This is a genomic window from Flavobacterium flabelliforme (genome assembly GCF_017948675.1).
GTDB classification, from domain to species: Bacteria; Bacteroidota; Bacteroidia; order Flavobacteriales; family Flavobacteriaceae; genus Flavobacterium; species Flavobacterium pygoscelis.
The window spans coordinates 861657-885722 of record NZ_JAGFBU010000001.1; the positions used below are offsets into that span (position 1 = coordinate 861657).

Genomic DNA, 24066 nt, shown 5'->3' on the forward strand with positions numbered 1-24066 from the left:
TACGCTCGAACTGACAAAGAATATATGGAAAATTATCCTTTCAAACTTGCTGATAAATATTCTCTGTTCATACGAGCAATATTTTCTAAAGAAATTCCTTTTGGACATTCTACTTCACAAGCTCCTGTATTAGTACAGTTACCAAAACCTTCAGTATCCATTTGTGCTACCATGTTTAACACACGATCTGTAGCTTCAAGTCTACCTTGTGGTAAAAGTGCATACTGAGAAACTTTAGCAGCAACAAATAACATTGCAGATGAGTTTTTACAAGTAGCGACACAAGCTCCGCAACCTATACAAGCAGCAGCATCAAATGCATTATCAGCATCTTCCTTTTTAATTGGAATTGCATTTGCATCGATCGTATTCCCTGAAGTGTTTACCGATATAAATCCACCAGCGTGCTGAATTCTATCAAAAGCACTTCTGTTGACTACTAAATCTTTGATTACTGGAAATGCAGCTGCACGGAAAGGCTCGATTGTAATCGTATCACCATCCTTAAACATACGCATGTGTAACTGACAAGTCGTTACTCCTCTATCTGGTCCGTGTGCTTCACCATTGATGTACAAAGAACACATTCCGCAAATTCCTTCGCGACAGTCATGATCAAATGCAACTGGTTCGCCACCTTTACTCATTAAATCTTGATTGAAAACATCAAGCATTTCAAGGAATGACATGTCTGGCTCAATTCCGTCGATTTGATAATCGACCATTGCTCCTTTATCTTGGGCGTTTTTTTGACGCCATATTTTTAATGTAAGTTTCATACTTTTATTAGTTTGAAAGTCAGAAAGCCGAATTTCAAAAGCGCTATATTTCAGGCCTTTGAACTTTAGACTTGGGACTAATTTCTATTTATAATTTCTCTGAACTAGTTTCACGTTATCAAACACTAATGGCTCTTTGTGTAAAACAGCATCACTAGGTTTTCCTGTATATTCCCAAGCTGCTACATACGCGAAATTTTCATCATCACGTTGCGCTTCACCCTCTGGAGTTTGATATTCTTCACGGAAGTGACCCCCACAAGATTCATTACGATGTAATGCATCCTTAGCGAACAATTCTCCTAATTCTAAGAAATCGGCAACACGAGTCGCTTTTTCTAATTCTTGATTAAAACCATTAGCAACACCAGGGATTTTTACGTCTTTGTAAAATTCTTCACGTAAAGCTGCAATTTCTGCGATCGCTTCATTTAATCCTTTTTCGTTACGTGCCATTCCAACTTTATCCCACATAATTTTTCCTAATTTTCTATGAAAATAGTCAACAGAATGTGTTCCGTTAGTGTTCATGAATCTTTCGATTTGGTCTTTCACATTTTTCTCTGCTGCTGCAAATTCAGGAGTATCAGTAGAGATTGGTCCCATTTTAATATCAGGAGATAAATAATCACCTATTGTGTAAGGCAATACAAAATAACCATCAGCTAAACCTTGCATCAAAGCAGAAGCTCCTAATCTGTTAGCTCCGTGATCAGAGAAGTTAGATTCTCCAATAGAGAAACAACCTGGAATTGTAGTTTGTAAATTATAATCAACCCAAGTACCACCCATAGTGTAGTGAACTGCTGGATATATCATCATTGGAGTTTTATACGGATCCTCATCAACGATTTTATAATACATTTGGAACAAGTTACCATATTTGTTAGAAACTACTTCAGTTCCTAATTTAATGATTAACTCTTTATCGTTAGCATCTAAATGGTGAATTAAAACTTGTTCTTTTCCGTAACGTTGAATTGCCGCAGCAAAATCAAGATAAACGGCTTCACCAGTTTTATTTACACCATAACCTGCATCACAACGCTCTTTTGCTGCACGAGATGCAACATCACGAGGCACTAAGTTTCCAAAAGCTGGATATCTTCTTTCCAAGTAATAATCTCTTTCTGCTTCCGTTAAATCTGTTGGTTTCTTTTTTCCTTCACGAATAGCTTGCGCATCTTCTAATTTTGCAGGAACCCAAATACGACCGTCATTACGCAATGATTCTGACATTAAAGTCAATTTCGATTGGTGATCTCCAGAAACTGGAATACAAGTTGGGTGAATTTGTGTGTAGCAAGGATTGGCGAAGAATGCTCCTTTTTTGTGAATTTTCCAAGCTGCAGTAGCATTAGATCCCATTGCATTTGTAGAAAGGAAAAATACATTTCCGTAACCACCAGATGCAATTACTACAGCGTGTGCTGAATGTCTTTCGATTTCACCAGTAATCAAGTTACGAGCAATAATACCTCTTGCTTTTCCGTTTACGATTACTAAATCTAGCATTTCGTGACGGTTGTACATTTTTATTTTTCCACGACCTATTTGACGGTTCATTGCAGAATAAGCACCTAATAAAAGTTGTTGACCTGTTTGACCTCTAGCATAAAAAGTTCTAGAAACCAACGCTCCACCAAAAGAACGGTTGTCTAACAATCCACCGTATTCACGTGCCAATGGAACCCCTTGAGCCACACATTGGTCGATAATATTAGTAGAAACTTCAGCTAAACGGTGTACGTTGGCTTCACGAGCGCGGTAATCTCCCCCTTTTACAGTATCGTAAAACAATCTAAAAGTTGAATCTCCGTCTCCTTGGTAATTTTTTGCAGCGTTGATACCACCTTGTGCAGCAATTGAGTGCGCACGACGAGGTGAATCCTGAAAACAAAACGCTTTTACGTTATATCCTAACTCTGCTAATGTTGCAGCCGCTGAACCTCCAGCTAATCCTGTACCAACAATAATAACATCTAGGTTACGTTTGTTAGCAGGGTTAACTAAATTAATATGATCTTTATAATTTGTCCATTTGTCCGCAATTGGACCATTTGGAATTTTTGAATCTAATGCCATTATAATTGAATATTAATGATTGAAATGATGAAATAATGCAATAAAAATAAATCCGAAAGGAACTACTATCGCGAAAACATATCCTAATTTATGTAATGAACGGGAATACTTATTGTTGAAACCCACTGATTGCATTGAAGAATTGAAACCGTGCCACAAGTGTAATGACAATAAAAGGAAAGATACACAGTACAAAGCAGTACGAACCGGACTTTCAAATTTCGCCACTAATTCGTGGAAATATCTTGTCTCGTTTAATGGATTAACATCAACATACTTGTAAACCATTTCCGGAAACCAAAAATCATAAAAGTGAACTCCTAAAAATGCAAAAATCACCAATCCAGTGATAATCATATTTCTTGAAGACCAAGAAGAATTAGCCGCTCCGTTGTTTTTAGCATACGCAATTGGTCTTGCACTTCTATTTTTAAGCTCTAGAACAATACCCATTATAAAGTGAAAAATCACTCCAAGAATTAATATTGGCTGAATAACATATTGAACCAACGGATTGTTTCCCATGAAATGAGAAATAGAATTAAAAGTAGACGAACTAAAAACCGACGTCATGTTAATGAAGAAATGCTGTGCTAGAAACAACATCAAAAAGATTCCTGAAAGCGCCATTGCTACTTTTTTAGCTATTGACGACTTCAATAATGCAGATTTTGCCATAATATTAGAATAATTTGTTTTAAAAAATATTACAAAAATAAACCAATTAGACAGTACCTACAACCTTTTAAATGTTATTTATAATGAATTTAAAGTGTTTTATCTAAAATTCCGAGAATTCCTTAAATAGCAAGGCTGTTTTGAAAAAATACTTCAAAATAGTTAAACAAAAAAGCTATGAAAATTCTTTCCAACTTTGAAAGTATATTTTAAAAAAAAGCAATAAAAACAACTTAAAAATAACAATTCTATAATTAAAATCATATAAAATTTTTAAAGTCATAAAAAAAATCTATAATGCCAGATTTTTAGTAACAAAGCAACGCGATTATTCTCTTTTTTATTTAATTTCAAAATCGATTATAGAATATAAAAAGAACAATGAAAAACTATTTTTTTTAAATTAAAACATACCAATTTTCACAATTAAAAAAACTTAAAAATTGATTATAAAAAATCCTTGTTAAAAAAACGAGTTGAATTTTTATGCTAATAATTAGCAAAAAAAGAGATGCATTGTCTTTAATTGAAATTTAAAAAATATTTTAAATTAACTATATTTTGCAACATATTGTTGCACAATAGAATCCGTATTTTCATTTCTTATTTTCTGCTCTAATTGAATGGGAGGAGAAGCTCTTTCTAAACAATTCTTAACTGCACAAGTTTCACAAGTAACTCCAACAACTTGCTTGGCTAAAGCATCGTCTTCCATGAATTTAAATTTTTTCTTAACCGCAGGAGTGATCAAAATTCCAACAGAAATACTTCGAATACAATCTTCTTTAAAAGGATCCGGCGTGGCAGATGAAAAAACTAAATATTCATTCTTACTATTATCATAACTAGATATTTGGGCATCAAAAAAATGACTCTTTTTCTGCGCTAAAGATTCTTCAATAGTACGAATAGAAACCCATCTTCGGCAATAATGCTCATTCATTTCATTTGCATGAGGCTCTTGCTGATTGGTAATGTGTAGTTCTTTTTTTATTTGATATGTATCGGTTCCAATTTTGTGAGACATCCTTAGAAAAAAGAGATTTTTTAATTGAAAATCCTTAGGCAAAATATTCGTTAATCTTTGATAAAAAGATTCTGGAGAAACATTAAAACTACTCATTAAAGCAATCATTTCCTGTGGCTTCGGATTCTTTTTGGCCAAAAATAAATTTAATTCATCGATCAGTTTTTGTCTTTGTATCAGCAATGCTCCCGCAAAATAAGAGGCATAAAAATTATTTAAAACCTGATCAAAATTATCAAATTTAATCCAGCTAAAAGTGTACAATCGCTCCGTAATTTCAAGAAAATTGTACGCAATTTCTTTGGCTAATATAAATGCTTTTTGAGGCTCATCGATACCTTCCGAAAGCAATAAAGTTTTACTCTTAGGCACAAATATTGATCTTAAATCTCCTAATTCATTTTGCTCAGAAAAAACCAATTCTTTTATAGTATACCCATATTCTTCTGTAAGTATGGCTGCTAGTTCATCAATAGAAATTGTAGTTTCGATATTTACATGAAAAGCTTTAGAAAAATCTAATACTTTTTGCTCTAAATCTTCAAAATAATTATTGTGTGCTTCTTGATACGATCGCAAAGCTGCCAAAAAAAAGCTTTCTCTTGTGAGGTTATAATGCTGTGCAATTTCGATAATCGTACTGATAAACGCATTCACTTTTGCAGGAGCATTTGCAATGATATCGATCAAATCATTTTCTTGAATACCAAAAACTTCTAATGGAATCTCTTTTAAAATACCCGATTTCAAAATTTCTCCAATAGGCGCAAGATTGTTATCTAATTTTAATGAAACCATGTGGTCATAGGAAACTTCTAATTTTTCAGCCAAAAGAACAATCTTATCTGTTTTAGGATACTTTTTGCCTTTTTCAATTTCGTTTAAATACGATTTTGACAAATCCGTAATCTTGGCTAAACCAAACAAAGATAAATTCTTATTGGTACGCGCTTGTTTTAGTTTTAACCCAAAAATCAGTTTAATATAATCCTTTTCAATGTTCATATTTCAAAGATAGAAAAATTAAATTCTTACGCAAAAAAAATATTTTTCAATTTTAGCGTACGTTCGCTTGTTTTATAAAAAACTTTTTGTAGTATTGCAATGTTCAAGAATGAAATATTCTCAAACAAAAATCATAAGTGTTAAATTAAAAACGTTTAAAAATGGATTTAAAAGAAGTATATTCTGAAAATTTGTTAAATTTCTCAAAAGAAACTACCGAATACTATCCGGAGATCTTAACTGGCGAAGCAATGACTTTTTTGTCTTTACTTCATGAAAAATTCAATAAAAAAAGACTTGAACTTTTATCGGAGAGAGAAAAGCAACAAGCCTTGTTTGATAAAGGTGCGTTACCTCAATTCCCTGTTGAAACGAAAAGTATTAGAGAAGGAAATTGGGAAGCAGCTCAGACTCCAAATGATTTAATGGATCGAAGAGTTGAAATAACAGGACCCGTAGACCGAAAAATGGTGATCAACGCCTTAAATTCTGGCGCTAGAACTTTTATGGCAGATTTTGAAGACAGCACTTCACCCACTTGGAGCAATCTGATGAATGGCCAACAAAACTTAAAAGACGCAGTCAATAAAACAATCACTTTAGAAGACAAGCTAAAAAATAAAAAATACACTTTAAACGAAAAAACTGCAGTTTTAATAGTGCGACCAAGAGGTTTACATTTATCTGAAAAGCATATTTTGATAAATCAAGAACAAACCTCAGGATCTTTGATCGATTTTGGACTTTACGCATTTCATAATCACAAACAACTTATAGAAAACGGAACGGCTCCTTATTTTTATATTCCAAAATTGGAACATTATTTAGAAGCAAGATGGTGGAACGAAGTCTTCGAATTTACGCAAGAGTATTTAGGTGTAAAAAAAGGGACTTTTAAAACTACCGTTTTAATAGAAACGATTACTGCCAGTTTTCAATTGGATGAAATCATCTACGAATTAAGAGATCATATTGTGGGATTGAATTGCGGACGTTGGGATTATATTTTTTCCTACATCAAGAAATTACGAAAAAAACCTGCATTTATAGTTCCAAATAGAGATCAGGTTACAATGGCAGCTCCTTTTATGAGTGCTTATTCGCAATTGGTAATTCAGAGATGCCACAAGCGCAACATCCATGCAATAGGCGGAATGGCAGCACAAATTCCGATTAAAAACAACGAAGATGCTAACAAAATTGCTTTTGATAAAGTAATTGCTGATAAAGAAAGAGAAGTGAAAAATGGTCATGATGGCACCTGGGTGGCTCATCCAGATTTAGTTCCGTTAGCCATGAAGGTTTTTGACAACTACATGCCAACAAAAAATCAAATTCACATCAAGAGAGCGGATTTAAACATTACAGAAAGCGATTTGCTTGAAACTCCAAAAGGAACCATTACTGAAGAAGGTGTTCGAAAAAACATTAGTATATCTGTTTTATATATGGCCTCTTGGCTTAACGGACAAGGCGCTGCTGCATTACACCATTTAATGGAAGATGCTGCTACTGCCGAAATATCGAGATCACAGTTGTGGCAATGGCTTCAAAACAAAGTAGTTTTGGACAATCAAAAAGTACTCTGCGAAAAATACTATCATCGTTTGGCGATGGAGGAATTTGAAAAAATTAGAGAATTAGTGGGTGACGAAAATCACGATAAACAAAAATACAGATTAGCAGAACAATTACTAGACATCTTAGTCGTAAACGATAAATTCATCGAGTTTCTGACTATTCCAGGATATAAATATCTATAAAACATATTAAAAACTATTAACACACAACCAAAAAAATACAAAAATGAAAACTACAGAAACAAGAATACAAGAATTAGTTACTGATTGGCTTACAAACCCAAGATGGGAAGGAATTCAGCGCCCTTACACTGCTGAAGAAGTAGTAAAATTACAAGGATCTTACCAAATAGAACATAGTGTAGCCAGAATTGGAGCAAACAATCTTTGGAATAAATTAAATGCCCAAGACTTTGTAGCTGGTCTTGGTGCGTTAACAGGAAACCAAGCCATTCAGGAAGTAGAAGCCGGACTTGACGCCATATACTTGAGTGGTTGGCAAGTTGCAGCTGATGCCAATGTAGCTGGGGAAATGTATCCTGATCAGTCCTTATATCCTGCTAATAGTGTTCCCTTAGTAGTAAAAAGAATAAACAATGCATTGTTGCGAGCTGACCAAATACAAGTGGTAAATGGAACTGCGGATAAAAAAGAATATTTAGTTCCAATAGTTGCAGATGCCGAAGCTGGTTTTGGTGGAAATTTAAATGCTTTTGAATTAATGAAAGCCATGATTGAGGCTGGTGCTGCTGGAGTTCATTTTGAAGATCAATTGAGTTCTGCAAAAAAATGCGGTCATTTAGGCGGAAAAGTATTAGTACCTACACAAGAAGCAATCAACAAACTCATAGCTGCCCGTTTAGCAGCAGATGTTATGGGAACACCAACCATTGTGGTAGCAAGAACAGATGCAGATGCAGCCAATTTACTTACGAGTGACATTGATCCTAGAGATGCAAAATTCATTACAGGAGAAAAAACTGGAGAAGGATTTTTCTATGTAAATTGTGGCGTAGAACAAGGCATTGACAGAGGATTAAGTTACGCACCTTATGCTGATTTAATTTGGATGGAAACTAGCAATCCTGATTTAGATTATGCTAGAAAATTTGCAGAAGGAATTCATGCTAAATTTCCAGGAAAAATGTTAGCATACAATTGTTCTCCTTCTTTCAACTGGGCTGCAAAATTATCAGTGGCTGAAATGGAAACTTTTAGGGAAGATCTTGCTGCAATGGGTTATAAATTTCAGTTTATTACATTAGCAGGTTTCCACGCCTTGAATACAAGTATGTTTGAACTATCAAAAGCGTATAAAGAAAGAGGAATGGCTGGTTATTCTGAATTGCAAGAGCGCGAATTTGCTTTGCAGCAACACGGTTTTAAAGCAGTTAAACACCAAGGGTTTGTAGGAACCTCTTATTTTGATGCCGTGCAAAACACTGTAACTATAGGAAAATCATCTACTACTGCGATGAAAGATTCAACTGAAGCCGCACAGTTTTAATATTATTCAAAAAAGACAGCACAGACTATAAATAATTATAGAATCTAGACAAAGCATATCATTTAAAATTTAATTTTAAATGATATGCTTTGTCTTTTGTATTAAATTTTACCAAATGCATAACTTAAAACGATATAAACTTAGTATTTTTGAGTAATTAAAAGTTTAAAACGAATTGTTATGAAATACCATCAAATTGATCGCAGTTTATTCATAAAAAATCGCGCAAAGTTCATGGCTCAAATGAAGCCAAAAAGTGTTGCGATTTTCAACTCAAACGATATATATCCCGTTTCTGCTGATAGTACTTTACCCTTTGCACAACACCGAGACATTTTTTATCTAAGTGGTGTAGATCAAGAAGAAAGCATCTTATTACTTTTTCCAGATGCTCCTTATGAGCACCAAAGAGAAATTTTATTCCTAAAAGAAACAAGCGAACTTATTGCGATTTGGGAAGGCGAAAAACTCACAAAAGAACGCGCCTTTGAAGTTTCTGGAATTAGAACCGTTTATTGGTTACAAGATTTCGAAAAGATTTTATTCGAAATGATGACACATTCTGATACTATTTATATCAATACCAATGAGCATTACCGTGCCACTGTAGAAACAGAAACTCGTGAAGCTCGTTTTGTAAAATGGTGGAAAGACAAATATCCAGCACATACAGTCGCAAAAAGTAACCCAATATTACAGCGTTTGCGTTCTGTAAAAGAAACAGAAGAGCTCGATTTAATTCAAAATGCATGTAATATTACCGAGCTAGGTTTTAGAAGATTACTTTCTTTTGTTAAACCTAACGTAACCGAATATGAAATTGAAGCCGAACTGATTCATGAATTTGTTCGAAATCGCTCTAAAGGATTTGCTTACACGCCAATTATTGCTTCCGGAAATAATGCAAACGTTTTGCATTATATTGAAAACAACCAACAATGTAAAGCGGGAGATTTAATATTACTGGATGTTGCGGCAGAATATGCTAATTATTCTAGTGACATGACCCGAACAATTCCAGTATCAGGAAAATATTCAAACAGACAAAAAGACGTTTACAACGCCGTTTTAAGGGTGAAAAATGAAGCTACAAAAATGCTTACTCCAGGAACATTATGGAAACAATACCATATTGAAGTAGGGAAAATCATGACTTCAGAATTACTTGGTTTGGGCTTAATTGACAAAGCTGATGTTCAGAACGAAAATCCAGACTGGCCAGCGTACAAGAAATATTTCATGCACGGAACTTCACACCACATGGGCTTAGACACGCACGATTACGGGATTCTAACAGAACCAATGCAAGCTAATATGGTTTTTACTGTTGAACCAGGAATATATATCCCTGCTGAAGGTTTCGGAATTAGATTAGAAGATAATTTAATCGTTCAAGAAAGTGGCGAACCCTTCAATATGATGCGTAACATTCCTATCGAAATCGAAGAAATTGAGGAATTAATGAATTCTTAATACCCTTTAATTATAGATCACAAATCGGTTTGCAGCAATGTAAACCGATTTTTTTTGGGCGCAACCCAACTTCCGTAAACTACAGTTGGGTCGGGCTATTCACTACAAGTCCTCGCAACGCATAAAAATGCGAAGCTGTGGGCTTTTCGTTGCTATCCCTTGCGCGGTTTGCGAGAAAAAATCAATTTCAATGTCGCCAATTCTAAAAAAATTTCTAAAAATGTAACTTTACCTATCTATTTTAGACCTATTTAACAAACCTATTGTTTTAGTTTTTTTGTAATAATTTTAAAAAAAATGAACTTTCACAAGGAATAATATTAGTCTAAGGATTTGTTAGTTATGGAGGTTACAAAGACTTTGTTTACTTTTAATTATCAAAACAATAACATTATGTCTGTGCGGTAAATGAATCACACAAAAATATTGTTAGAACTAAAAAAGAAATAATAAACTTAAAACATACAATCATGCAAGCACACGAAATAGATTATCACATATTTGGCGAGGAAATGCAATATGTAGAAATAGAATTAGATCCACAAGAAATAGTAATTGCCGAAGCGGGCAGTTTTATGATGATGGACAATAATATCCAGATGCAAACTATATTTGGCGATGGATCGGCACAACAAAATACTATATTTGACAAATTATTAAGTGCTGGAAAACGAGTATTAACTGGCGAAAGTCTGTTTATGACCGCCTTCATCAATCAGAATAACACAAAAAGCAAAGTTTCATTTGCTGCTCCTTATCCCGGAAAAATTATCCCAATAGACTTAACACATTTTGGAGGAAAATTTATTTGTCAGAAAGACTCTTTCCTTTGTGCTGCAAAAGGAGTTGCTATCGGAATCGAATTTTCTAAAAAATTAGGTCGTGGCTTATTTGGTGGCGAAGGTTTTATCATGCAAAAAATAGAAGGCGACGGAATGGCGTTTGTGCATTCTGGAGGAACATTAGCCAAAAAAGAATTAGCAGTTGGTGAAATCCTAAAAGTAGACACTGGTTGTATCGTAGGATTCACGAAAGATGTCGATTATGATATTGAATTTATAGGCGGAATCAAGAATTCTATTTTTGGTGGCGAAGGATTATTCTATGCCACACTTCGTGGGCCAGGAACAGTATATATCCAATCTTTACCTTTTAGCAGACTAGCTGATAGAATAATTGCATCGGCACCCAGAGCTGGCGGAAAAAGTCGTGAAGAAGGCAATTTATTAGGCGGATTGGGCAATTTATTAGATGGCGATAACCGATTTTAAAATTTTAAATGGCTTTCAGAAATGAGAGCCATATTATTTATATCGTAGCAGTTGAATTTGCGGTAATGGTTGGCATAGCGTTTTATTAACTATTTTTTCTCTCATCAACTTCTTTTTATTAAAATGTCTAGATATATTTTGAATAATCTCAGTATAATTATCTGTGCCGTCTTCTCTTTCATGATAAAATACCTTTATAGATCGACAATTATCATGCTCAAAAACTGTATTCAGTAAAGTTCTGTCAGACAAGCCACAAGAATGACCCATGATATAAATTTGAAATTTATCATTTTCAATAAAATCTAATAGACTTTTATAATTAGAATTTTGAAGATATAAAAATGATTTAAAATTCCTCAAATATTCATTATCATTTATATTTTCAATTATTTTATAATCCTCATCCATTTCGTCTCCAAAACCGAAATTAATTTTATTTTCATCTTTATTACCTATTATTCCATGAATAAAATTAACTTCTATTTCATCCGCCGTATTATTACTATATCTAATTGGAGTACGAGAATAATTGAAATTTAATATTTGAACACGACTTTGATTTTTACCAATTCCCTTCGATTCGTTAAGCTGACCCTCAATTTCTTTATGATCTTTTTCATGAAACTCATTTAATAAATCTAGTTTATTTGAAAACATGCCTACTGGAGTAATTAATTTTTGAAATTTAGAAGATTCAGTTCTTGAGAACGACGACATTTGTAAATCGAAAACATTCAATACTCTATCGTTCAAATACTTTTCCAACAGAATTTTTACTTGTTCAAATTCATTATTTAATTTTTTAGTTTGACTTTTTTGTTCATTTATTAAAATTTCTTTTGATACATAATTTTTGATATGTTCTGATTTAATGATCTTTTTCAATAATATGAAATACTCGTTTTCTATATCAACCCAATTTTCAACATTTTTCTGATTAATTAGCTTAAAAAAATCATTTTTATAAACTAAAATATCTTCTCGTAGATATTTCCCGGTCATTAAATTATTACCATATTCACGGTATATCTCTGCATTTTCAAATTTAATTTTTTCATCATATTTCATAATTAGTTTAGATAATCTTGATAAATTTGAAATTTCATCAAATTTTACATCTTTAGCAATATTTTGAAAGGAAATAAATTCATCTTCATGACTTGAAGATTTTATATTCTTCCAATAATCATCAATAAAATCCTTATAAGAAGTAGGCAATCCATGCTCTAAATCAAATCCATTTCCGATAATAATAAGTCTATTCATCTTTAAAAAGTGCTTTTCTCAAATATAGTACTTTCTCTTATATTAACTTATAACTCTAATAGGGTTTAAAAAAATTAAAATCTTAGTTTTGCAAAAAACTTAATTTTCCATTTTGAAAAAAACCCAATTCAAAAACACACAAATCTCTTACACCGATGTTGGCAAAGGAACTGCTATTGTTTTACTTCATGGTTTTTTAGAAAATAAAACTATGTGGGATTTTTATGTCCCAGAATTTGCCAAAAAAAATCGCGTAATTACTATAGATTTGTTAGGCCATGGCGAATCAGAATGTTTGGGTTATGTACATTCGATGGAAGATCACGCAGATGCCGTTTATGCTGTTTTATCAGAACTTCGCATTCGCAAAGCTTTTTTTGTAGGGCATTCTATGGGTGGTTATGTAGTTTTGGCTTTTGCCGAATTATATCCTGAATATATAAAAGGAATCGCTTTATTAAACTCAACCGCAAAAGCAGACAATGAGGAACGAAAAATAAATCGAGATCGAGCAGTAAAAGCAGTAAAACAGTCTTTCGTAAATTTCATATCTTTATCTATTTCCAATTTATTTAGCGAAAACAATAGAGAGAGACTTGCAGTAAAGATTGATAAAGTAAAAAAAGAAGCCCTTAAAACACCATTACAAGGAATTGTTGCTTCGTTGGAAGGAATGAAAATCAGAACGGATCGCGAACTTATTTTACACTTATCGACATTTCCTATCTTAATGGTTTTAGGAGAAAAGGATCCTGTACTTCCTTATCACGAAACTAGTAAACAAATAGAACAAACAAAAGTAGAGCTCATAACTTATGCAGACGGCCACATGAGCTATATTGAAAACCAAGAAAACTTACTGAAAGTTTTAATAGCCTTTTTTAAGAAAATTTAAATCATTCCAGCTCTCAAATAACCGCGTTCCACCAATTCCTCTTTATTTTTTAGATGAAACATTTTGCCTTCTTTCATCAAGGCTAATTTAGTAGATACTTTGATCACATTTTCATAATTGTGATCAGTGATTATAATTCCTTTTACTGATGCTTTTTCTATAATTAGATTATTAATTTTATCGATCATGATTGGCGACAAGCCATTATAAGGCTCATCCAATAAAACAAACTTAGAATCATTGTACAGAATTAATTTAATTTCTAAATACCGTAATTCTCCTCCCGATAAATGCTTTATCTTCTTAGTTAGCATGGATTGGATCATATCATCGGCAGAAAAATGCACTATTTTATCTTTAGCAATAGATAATGCAATAACCTTTTTGATGGAAAGAGAATTTGGAATAAAATTATACTGCGGCAAGTAACTAATTTGGTTAATTAAAGCGCTAGTATTCGCTTTGACAATACCGTCCACACGAACAAACTTAAAATCGGCAGCTTCGATACCAAAAATAATTTTTAATAATGTCGATTTCCCAGAACCATTTCTACCTAAAATTCCAACAACTTCATTCGTCTCACATTTCAAATAAACATCTGAAATTATAATTTTCCCATTATATTGTTTTTGAACGCTATCCACTTCTAAAACGCTTTTAGTCATAACAATTTAATAATTAAATTAAGGACCAAAATTAAGAACACTGAAAAAATAAAATTCATCATAAAACCATAAATCAAAAGATATAATTTTGAAATTCCGTTATTATAATAAAACAGATACTCGTTCTTAGAGTTCACTTCTTTAAGCAATACACTAATAAAAAATCCAAAAATCAAAAGAACATATTTAAAGGTTTCAAACCCTACAAAGAACCACACAACACTACTTAATGATAGATTTATTATCAAAGTACTTTTGTAAAACTCGAATATATTAGCGACTTTTCTAATAGCTTTATAATTTAAATTTTTTCTTCAAATGGTATATTCTTGTCTAAAATTTCACTTAACAAAAACACAATTTGTTCGATATAATTACTCAAAACGAATTCATTTATAATGGAATTTAATTCTTTTTCTTCTTTAAAAATAAAAGGTAAAAATCCAGATTTTAAATTTTTAAAAGAGATAATTCCTGCTTCAATTGGTTTTCCTTTTGCTTCCTGCTCATACATATAAGCATAGGCCAAAACTTGAATAATTTTATCGCTTTTAATGTCTTCTGTCAAACCATTCCAAGTTTTTAGCATAACATTAGCCTTATCAACTTTTCCTGTTTTATAATCAATAATACGAATTATTCCGTTGCGCTCTTCAATTCGATCCACATTTCCTTTTATTAATACCGGAAAAGGCAAACTAGGATGATGTAAAGACCTTTCATAAGTTTGTTCTAAAGCAATGATCTTAATGGCATCTCCATTTTTCACACTTTCTAATTCGACTTTTAAGAAATTAGAAACATTTCGTTTAGCAACTTCAAAGGCCAATAAATTACGACCTTTTTTAATCTCTCCCTCTTTATAAACAAGTTTAAATTGTTTGAGAACCTCAACATCTATTTGCTTAAAACAATTGATTAGATCACTTTCTGATATGAATTTCCCGATGAAAGGTTCATACAAAACTTTCAAGGTTTCATGAATAATCGTTCCTAAAGTATTCAGGGCAATATTCTCCTCTACTTCTTCCACTTCACTGATGCGCAATATTTTTTGGAAATAAAACTGAATTGGATTCCGAATATAACTCGTCAAAGCAGATGGAGAAAATCCTTTATCAGCAATTTCTTTTAGACGAATCATTACAGATTCCGATTTTGGAATCACCATGGGTTGATAAGCAGTTTCGGGAAGATCAGCATTATAAATCTCATGTGTTAAATTATGATTGATCTGTTTTTCGACTTCGATTTGGGTTATAAAACGGCTTTTTTCACCAGCATCTAACCCTTCACTTTCTGTGTTATAAAGCAAATAAATATTTTTAGCGCGCTGCAACAAATGATAAAAGTGATACGTATAAATAGCATCTTTCTCTTTGAAAGTAGGCAGGCCTAATTCGCGTTTTACATCATAAGGAATAAATGAATTTTGTGATTTTCCTGCTGGAAATTTTCCTTCATTCATCGAAGTAACAATAACGGTATCAAAATCTAAAACCCGACTTTCTAAAACTCCCATAATCTGCAAACCGTTCAAAGGTTCTCCTTCAAATGAAACTTCGGCAAGATCTATTACTTGTTTGTAAATTGCATAAAGTGTTTCTATTTTATCAATATGTTGGTGTTTGGAATAATAATTATTTAGTTTATTTATAACTTTAAAAATGGCAAATACAAAAGCTTTAGTGATTTTCTCTTCTTCATTATCATTGCTCAAATTATTTTTTATCGTTAGCAATAATTCAGAAATACTTTCAAGCACCGGAATAGAGCCACTTTCCCATTTTTTAAATAATAAAACAAATAACTCCGACGGAATCTCATTCAATTCCACTAATTTTTGATGCGTAATAAATGTGTAATTGTTCTTATTAATAATACTGACTAATGCCGTAGTTTTAGCATAGGGTTCTACCAATGGATGAGTCAGTATATCCAGAACATCCTTGTAATAAAAAACATAACTGCTATTATTTCTAGACAGAGCGTTGGTATGCATTTTAAATAATTTGGCAATCAATATCTGTGCGGGATTATTTTTACTTGAATAACCCATAGTGATATTCAACGCACCAACAGTTGATGGTAAGGAATACAAAAGTGGTACTAAAAGATTTTCTTCCCCAAGGACAACAGCAACTTTATCTAATTTTCCATTATTACCGAGGTTTTGAGATTTATGGATTACGTTTTCAATAATACTCCCTGCTATTTTGGCTTGACCAATTGTTTTAGGTGTACCAATAACATGGATGTTTTTTGATTGCGAAAAATCATCTACAATCCATTCAAAAGGATTAGACTTATAATGTTTCCAACTTTCTTTAAAACGTCTTACAAATAAACCTGCATCGTGATAAGGATCGTTTAAAAAGGTTTGATCAACATCCCAAAATATTTTAGCTTGATCAGAGGCTATTAAATGTTGTATGATTTTCTCCTCGGCAGTATTTAATGCATTAAAACCTGCAAATACAAATTGCTTCTCGACAACAGAATCTGTAAAGTGATTCAGATTGTTAACTGCTTCTCTATAAATCAAACCTTGGTAGCCAATTCCTTTATTTAAAAGATGCGTATAAAGTGATTGATAATAATTAGGCAACAATTTCCAAAAATCAATATACTTCTCTAACAATTCTGTTTTATTCTCGACTTCAATTCCCCATTTCTTAATATCTTCTATATCCTTGAGATAAGAAAGAACGTGAGAAGGATCTAATAAATAGCGATCTATCTCGTTAAAATCTTGCAAAAGTGTTTTCGCCCAATTGGCAAAGAGCTCAAAAGTTTGCTGATTTGTTTTATCCGTTATAGAAAGGTAAACTTCATAAAATTCAAATAAAAGTTCGATTGGATCTACAGTTCGAATACCGGCAATATTTTGGACAAAATCTTCAATACTTATAATTTCTGGAGAAAGAATATTGCTATCTACTTGATTTTTTAAGGCTTCAATCAAAAACACTTTTGCACGTTTATTGGGTAGAACCACAATTGTATTAGAAAGGGTGTTAGAGTAATCTTCAATTAAAACAGTAGCAATTTTATCTAAAAAGGAGGTATTTGTCATTGTATAAAAATAAAAAAAACGCCCCGATAAATCGAGGCGTTTTCTATAAATATTTAGAAAGAAATTATTCTTTGATCAAAGAAATCTCTACTCTTCTGTTTTCAGCTTTTCCTTTTGCAGTCTTGTTAGAAGCAATTGGTTTAGTTTCACCAAAACCTGTAGATCTTAATCTATCAGTTTCAATACCATTTTCGATTAAGTAATTTTTAACTGCTGCAGCTCTGTTTTCAGATAATGCTTGGTTAAGTTCATTACTACCATCGCTATCAGTATGTCCTTCGATCATGAATTTTGAGTAAGGATATTCTTTAAGGATTGAAGTGATTGATTGTAAAACTGTATAAGTTCCTTTTTGGAAAGTAGATTTACCAGAATCAAACAAGATTACTTTACCATAGTTATTTAAAGTTTTCATAACTTCTTCTGAAACTTCTGGACAACCTTGATTAGCAACAGTACCTCTTACAGTAGGACATTTGTCATCTTTGTCTAAAACACCATCTCCGTCAGTATCTGGCCAAGGACAACCTGCGTTTTCTCTTGGACCTGCAACAGTAGGACATTTGTCATCTTTATCAGCTACACCATCTCCGTCAGCATCTGGACAACCTTTTAAAGCAGCTAAACCAGCAACATCTGGACAAGCATCATCTTTATCAGCAATTCCATCTCCATCAGTATCAGGACAACCTTTTAAAGCAGCTAAACCAGCAACATCTGGACAAGCATCTTCACTATCTTGAATACCATCTCCGTCTGTATCAGGACATCCGTTGAATTGTTTTAAACCAGCAACATCTGGACAAGCATCATCTCTATCATAGATTCCATCACCGTCAGTATCTTTTCCACCAAATTTGAAGATTAGACCTGCAGTATGTTGAAAGTGAGATGGAGCATCAGGAACTCCTGCTGCATCTTCTCTATCTCCGAAAGATTTTTTGTATTTTGTAGCAAGTTCTAAACCGATATTATCAGTAAACCAAAAAGTTAAACCTGCACCTGGGTTAACAGTACCATAGCTACTATCTCCGAAGAAAGTATAACCTCCACCAACAGATAAAGACGGATCGATAACTTTAGATTTAACTAAACTCATGAAACTATATTTGATAGTTGCATCAATACCGTAATACATTAAATCACCAGGATTAGAAACTACATAACCACGAGAATCGTGACCTGGAGCTGTTGGATTAAATTTCACATATTTGTCGATCTTGTTAACAGATCCAGAAATACCGAATGAGAAATTATCTCCTACATATTTAGACACACTTAAATAAGATACAGATGGAAGAATATTCCAATTGTCTTTAACTGCGAATGGTTGAGAAAAATGACGATCTAAAAAGTTTTTTCCTCCACCAGCACTTGTTTTTGTATCCACGGCGTTAACCCCAAAAGAGATAGCCCATGGATTGTTACTGTCTTGTGCATGAGAGCTAAGTCCCATCACCATCATTACAGTAAGTAATAGTTTGTTAAGATGTTTCATACTTTAATTTTTTAATTAAAATTTAGTTAATTATAAGCAAAAGTAATGCGTAATTATCTAAATACAAAATCAAATGTTAAAAAAAACCTACAAAAATCCTTAAATGTAGGAATTATGCAATTTGACATTGAAATTATATAACATTTAGCTTTACTCCAACTTCAATAAATGCGTTAATAGCCTTGTCTAAGTGCGCTGTTGTATGTGCTGCAGATAGTTGTACTCTAATTCTTGCTTTATCTTTAGGAACTACTGGAAAGAAGAAACCAATAACGTAAATTCCTTTTTTCAATAACTCGTCCGCCATTGTTTGTGATAATTTAGCATCATACAGCATTACGGGTACGATTGCAGAATCACCTTCAACAATATCGAAACCGGCTTTTTTCATGCCTTCTTTAAAATAATTTGTATTCCATTCTAATTTATCACGTAGAACAGTATCTCTTTCTAAAATTTCGAAAACTTTTATAGAAGCTCCAACGATGGCTGGCGCTAGTGAATTAGAAAACAAATAAGGTCTTGATCGTTGTCTCAGTAATTCGATTATTTCTTTTTTTGCTGTAGTATATCCACCCATCGCTCCACCTAAAGCTTTACCTAAGGTTCCTGTGATAATATCAACACGTCCCATAACTCCTTTTGCCTCAAGGGTTCCTTTTCCTGTTGCGCCGATAAATCCTGCTGCATGACATTCATCAACCATAACCATTGCATCATATTTATCTGCTAAATCACATATTTTATCTAATGGAGCCACAACTCCATCCATAGAGAAGACACCATCGGTAACAATTAATTTAAAACGAGTTCCTGCTTCTGTAGCTTTAATCAATTGCTGTTCTAAATCCTCCATGTTGCTGTTTTCATAACGATACCGAGCCGCTTTACACAAACGCACCCCATCAATAATCGAAGCATGATTTAAACTATCTGAAATAATACAATCTTCTGCACCTAATAATGGCTCAAAAACACCACCATTTGCATCAAAAGCAGCTGCATAAAGAATGGTGTCTTCTGTTCCGTAAAATTCAGCTATCTTTTTTTCTAAAGTTTTATGAATATCCTGAGTTCCACAAATAAAACGTACGGAAGACATTCCGAAACCATGGGTGTCTAAAGCGTCTTTTGCAGCCTGAACTACTTCTGGATGAGAGGACAAACCAAGATAATTATTAGCACAAAAATTTAAAACTGTTTCGCCCGTAGAAATGGTAATTTCAGCTCCTTGAGGCGATGTAATTATTCTTTCTGATTTAAATATACCGTTATCTACAATAGTTTGAAGTTCTGTTTCTAGATGTTGTTTTATTTTTCCGTACATAATTATTTTATTTATAAATTTATTTTTGCGAACAATTCATTTAATCTACAAATTTACTACTTCGATTCCTTTTCCGATGTAAATAAGCGCTTTTTTTATCACTTTATAACCCATTGATTCTATTGCACTTTGATAATCTTCTAATTGCTTCTGGTATTTAACATGGTGCATTCCTGTTTTATAATCCAGCAGTAACACCTCTTTATTCTTAGTAAAAACCATTCTGTCAGGCTTAACAGTTGTTCCTTCTTTTTGAATAATAGTTTGTTCATTCAAAATTTCATTCCCTTCGGCAAAAAAGTTCTCTAACTCACTGTGATCGATAATCTCCTGAATGGTATTACGCACTATTTCTTTTTGATTAAAGGTAATTAATCCACTCTCAATAGATTTCGTTAGTGCCAATTCGACATCTGACTTCGTTTTTACAAAAGATAAAATCTCATGAACAAGATTACCATATTCTATAGCTTCTTGTTGCAATGTTCCCCACATCAAAGCTTCTCGTTGAGCTATTTTAATATTCTTTGGATTTAAAATTTCAAGAACCACCGGAATTGTTTTAGAGGTATCCACATGTTTCTTTTGTGCAGAAAGCTTCGTCGGATTCCCAAATTCATATTCTGATTTTTCGGGATCAAAAACGTGTTTATTTTCTAAGTAATTAATAAAAAAAGCACACATATTATTTTTAGGAATTTCTCCTTTTCGAGACAAATTCATATTCGAAATAACATACAATTGTTCTTCTGCCCTCGTTAAAGCCACGTATAATACATTGATGTTGTCTAGCAATTCCTCTTGTTTCTTCTGATTATAAACTTCCGCAGCTGCTACACCAAAACCTTCTACCGCACTGCTATTATCAATCAATACTTTAGGCAAACCAAATTCTTCTTCTTCGGCGTTAAGCCACAATTTGTCTTTTGGTTTTCTATTATAATCTTCTTCTGCAAAAGGAAAAATAACAACCGGAAATTCTAATCCTTTTGATTTATGAATGGTCATAATCCGCACTGCATTATTCCCTTCTGGTGACGGAATACTAAATTTTTCTGCATTTTTATCCCAGAAATTCAAGAAATCTGAAATCCCTGCTTGATTACGAACGTCACGCTCTAAAACAATGTCTAGGAAATATTGGATGTAGGCATTCCCCACCCCAACCCTCCCCGAAGGGAAGGGAGCTGAAACCGGTATAATAGAATCTACAAAACTTTGTTGGGCAAATAACTCTTTAGCTATTTTATCTAAAACAAACGGAATGTTTTTTAAAACCTCATCGTTTGTAAATCGAATTACTTTATAACCTAACCCATTTAAAAACAATGTTCTTTCTTGATCTAATAAAACTTGCTCCTTCGTAAAATGATATTCACCGTCAACTTCAATAATTAACTTCGACTTTAAACATACAAAATCAACAATATAATCAGCTATCAAATGCTGCTGCCTAAATTTATAATCTTCAAGTGATTTGGACTTAAGTTCCATCCACAGAACTTTTTCAGCATTCGTTGGATTTTTTCTATTCTCTTGTGCTTTTTCTATCAGAAGATGAGAATGATTCCCTCCTGTCAAGTATCCAAAACCATCTGAATTACCACCTATTTCTTCGCCCTTTGCTTCGGAAAGGGACATGGAGAGGAATTTGCTAATAATAACCTCAACAGCTTCATACAATGATTTTTTTCGAATGTTCTGAAATGACAATTCTACATTAAAACTCATCAGCCACTTTTCGAAATCAGCTTCTTGTTTTTGTTCCATTCCTTGCGCAATGAAATCATGAACTGGAAATTGGTCTTGAATATTTCGAGCTAAATATTGCAGAAAATTAGCTTTTGCTTCTAAATCAGAATTATTTTTTAAATATTTCAAGATATGAATAATCAATCGGACTTCGGTGGCGTTTTGAATCATCAACGTTTCTGAGGACAAAAGCGGAATTTTTTGTTCGGTTAAATAATTAGCGATCGCAATACCTTGACTTCTCTTCCTTGTCAAAATCACAATATCTTTATACTCAAAACCTTGGGAAATTACTTTTTGAATGGTATTTAAAGTAGCCAAAACAAACAATTCAACTTTATCCAAACCTTCCTCTTCTCCTGAAACTTCGGAAGCATCATCTGCTTTCTCCACTTTTGGAATGAAAGAGATGTTTACGTAACCACCCGTTTTATCATTTGTCTTTTGGTGACTATGATTCGCATATAAATCTTTGTAATCTGGATGTTCAAATTCATTAGACAACATCTGAAAAAAATCATTATTGAATTCAATTACCTCAGAATACGAACGGTAATTTTTATCTAAATGCTCCAGAACTTTTTCAGGATTATTAAAAGGATTTTGATCCTTACTCAAATCTATAAACTGTTCTGCTTTTCCGCCACGCCATCTGTAAATAGATTGTTTTGGATCGCCCACAATCATCAAAGTTCCTTTTTCGCCGTCTATTTCACTTGAAGTAGCATTATCGATTAGCGGAATTAAATTTTGCCATTGCATCTCAGAAGTATCCTGAAATTCATCAATAAAAAAATGTCGGTAACGCTCTCCCAATCTTTCATATATAAAAGGCGCGGGTTGGTTTTGAATTTCTCTATGAATTAACGCATTAAATTCAGTGATTGAAAGTACGTTTTGCTCGCTTTGAATTTTCTTCAATTCATTACTAACGGTATTCAATAAGGAAAGCGGTGTAATATTTTTTAAAAAAGCTTTATAAAAATCTCTTTTCTCAAAGGCTTTATAAATCGTCTTTAACGTTTCAAGCAATTCAGGAATTATGTTTTCAATAATCACTCGATCTTTGGCGGTTTTATTAATTTTTACATCGTCAAATTCGTGATAGGTTTTATTTTTCGGATTAAACTTGCCTTCTTGAATACTCACCAAATGTTTTGGAAAATAAGCTCCAGAAAACGATTTAACATCAATTCCGTTTTTGTCTATCAAAGAAAGTGCTTCTTCAGCAAGAACTACGCTTTCTTTTTCTAAAAGTTTACAAGCCTCAGTTAGTTTCTGTTTAATTTCTACAAATTCGGTGATGGATTTATCTTGAAAATGAGTAATTTCATTTCGATTATTCTCATTAAGAACTAAACGACCTATATCCAGAATTTCGCGTGAAATATCCCAAGATTTATCATCATCGGTTTTTTCCATGGTAAAATCGATGAGTAACTTGGTCAGCGTTTCATCTTCTCCCGCTTGCGCAATAATAGCATCTACAGCTTCGACTAATAAATTTTCGGTATCTAAAGTAACTTCAAAAGTCATTGGTAAACCCAAATCATGTGCAAAAGCACGAATAACTTTATGGGTAAATTTATCGATAGTCGAAATATCAAAAGCAGCATAATTATGAATAATATGCTTGATAATCTGCTGGGATTTAGTTTTGATTTGAAGCAGAGAAAGCTCGGTATCCTTAGCTAAGTCTTGCATTAAATCTAAAGCTTTTTGGCTGGGTTCCTCTTTTGCAAATTCTGACAAACTGCCTACAATACGGCTTTTCATTTCGTGAACCGCTTTATTGGTAAACGTAATGGCGAGAATATTGCGATAAGCATCATTTTTCTTTGCTACAAGAATAATTTTAAGGTATTCTTTGACTAAAGCATATGTTTTTCCGGAACCAGCTGAGGCGTCATATATGGAAAAAGAGGGTCTCCCCACCCCAACCCTCCCCGAAGGATAGGAAGCCGAAACTGGATTTAAATTATTTTTCAAATTACTTTGATTTATGATTAACAATTTCTGATGGAATCGCAACGTGTTAATTTCTCGAATATCTTAGCCCTGATGGAAACGACATCCTTTCTTGCCGGAGTTCGGCGAGAAAGATATAGTGTACAGCAGGAAACAGCTCCAAAAAAAACAACTATTACTAGCGTAATTTTAAAATTTGGCTCTAAAC

Annotated in this window: 15 protein-coding genes; 5 read left to right on the plus strand and 10 right to left on the minus strand. The window is 33.1% G+C overall.

What is annotated here, in order from left to right:
* Positions 1-32: 32 nt before the first annotated feature.
* The 4 genes from J3S90_RS03830 to J3S90_RS03845 all read right to left on the minus strand — a co-directional run bounded on the left by J3S90_RS03830 (position 33) and on the right by J3S90_RS03845 (position 5574).
* Positions 33-779, minus strand: a complete 747-nt coding sequence (locus J3S90_RS03830) for a succinate dehydrogenase/fumarate reductase iron-sulfur subunit (protein WP_188049050.1) — start codon at positions 777-779, stop codon at positions 33-35.
* An 84-nt stretch (positions 780-863) separates the two neighbouring features.
* On the minus strand, positions 864-2864 hold the full coding sequence (locus tag J3S90_RS03835) for a fumarate reductase/succinate dehydrogenase flavoprotein subunit (RefSeq protein WP_210644853.1): 2001 nt from the start codon (positions 2862-2864) through the stop codon (positions 864-866).
* A 12-nt stretch (positions 2865-2876) separates the two neighbouring features.
* Entirely contained in the window at positions 2877-3542 is a 666-nt protein-coding gene (locus J3S90_RS03840; RefSeq protein ID WP_188049052.1) for a succinate dehydrogenase cytochrome b subunit, read from the minus strand.
* Between the two features lie 550 nt (positions 3543-4092).
* Positions 4093-5574, minus strand: coding sequence for a helix-turn-helix domain-containing protein (locus tag J3S90_RS03845; protein WP_210644855.1), 1482 nt, complete (start codon positions 5572-5574; stop codon positions 4093-4095).
* Between the two features lie 161 nt (positions 5575-5735).
* Between J3S90_RS03845 and aceB the strand changes: the two genes are divergently transcribed.
* The 4 genes from aceB (at position 5736) to J3S90_RS03865 (ending at position 11405) form a co-directional block, all read left to right on the plus strand.
* Complete coding sequence (gene aceB / locus J3S90_RS03850; RefSeq protein ID WP_210644857.1) at positions 5736-7337, plus strand: malate synthase A; 1602 nt, start codon at positions 5736-5738, stop codon at positions 7335-7337.
* A gap of 43 nt (positions 7338-7380) precedes the next feature.
* On the plus strand, positions 7381-8661 hold the full coding sequence (gene aceA / locus J3S90_RS03855) for an isocitrate lyase (protein WP_188049055.1): 1281 nt from the start codon (positions 7381-7383) through the stop codon (positions 8659-8661).
* A gap of 180 nt (positions 8662-8841) precedes the next feature.
* A complete protein-coding gene (locus tag J3S90_RS03860; RefSeq protein WP_188049056.1) occupies positions 8842-10134 on the plus strand; it encodes an aminopeptidase P family protein in 1293 nt (430 codons plus the stop codon).
* A gap of 470 nt (positions 10135-10604) precedes the next feature.
* Complete coding sequence (locus tag J3S90_RS03865) at positions 10605-11405, plus strand: TIGR00266 family protein (protein ID WP_210644859.1); 801 nt, start codon at positions 10605-10607, stop codon at positions 11403-11405.
* Positions 11406-11438: 33 nt separating this feature from the next.
* Here J3S90_RS03865 and J3S90_RS03870 read toward each other — a convergent pair whose 3' ends face one another.
* Positions 11439-12674, minus strand: coding sequence for an AbiH family protein (locus J3S90_RS03870; RefSeq protein ID WP_210644861.1), 1236 nt, complete (start codon positions 12672-12674; stop codon positions 11439-11441).
* Between the two features lie 112 nt (positions 12675-12786).
* Here J3S90_RS03870 and J3S90_RS03875 point away from each other — a divergent pair, with 112 nt between their 5' ends.
* Complete coding sequence (locus J3S90_RS03875) at positions 12787-13569, plus strand: alpha/beta fold hydrolase (RefSeq protein ID WP_210644863.1); 783 nt, start codon at positions 12787-12789, stop codon at positions 13567-13569.
* Here the strand turns inward: J3S90_RS03875 and J3S90_RS03880 are convergent.
* The 5 genes from J3S90_RS03880 to J3S90_RS03900 form a co-directional block, all read right to left on the minus strand.
* On the minus strand, positions 13566-14237 hold the full coding sequence (locus J3S90_RS03880) for an ATP-binding cassette domain-containing protein (protein ID WP_210644866.1): 672 nt from the start codon (positions 14235-14237) through the stop codon (positions 13566-13568). The genes J3S90_RS03875 and J3S90_RS03880 overlap by 4 nt on opposite strands.
* Positions 14238-14538: 301 nt before the next feature.
* Positions 14539-17313 (minus strand): PD-(D/E)XK nuclease family protein, encoded by a 2775-nt coding sequence (locus J3S90_RS03885; protein ID WP_210644869.1) that lies wholly within the window; start codon positions 17311-17313, stop codon positions 14539-14541.
* Between the two features lie 64 nt (positions 17314-17377).
* Entirely contained in the window at positions 17378-18811 is a 1434-nt protein-coding gene (locus J3S90_RS03890) for an OmpA family protein (RefSeq protein ID WP_188049061.1), read from the minus strand.
* A gap of 133 nt (positions 18812-18944) precedes the next feature.
* Entirely contained in the window at positions 18945-20138 is a 1194-nt protein-coding gene (gene kbl / locus J3S90_RS03895; protein ID WP_188049062.1) for a glycine C-acetyltransferase, read from the minus strand.
* 45 nt (positions 20139-20183) lie between these two features.
* The gene (locus J3S90_RS03900) at positions 20184-23825 is read right to left on the minus strand and encodes a UvrD-helicase domain-containing protein (protein ID WP_210645506.1); all 3642 of its coding nucleotides are present in this window, start codon (positions 23823-23825) and stop codon (positions 20184-20186) included.
* Positions 23826-24066: the final 241 nt, after the last annotated feature.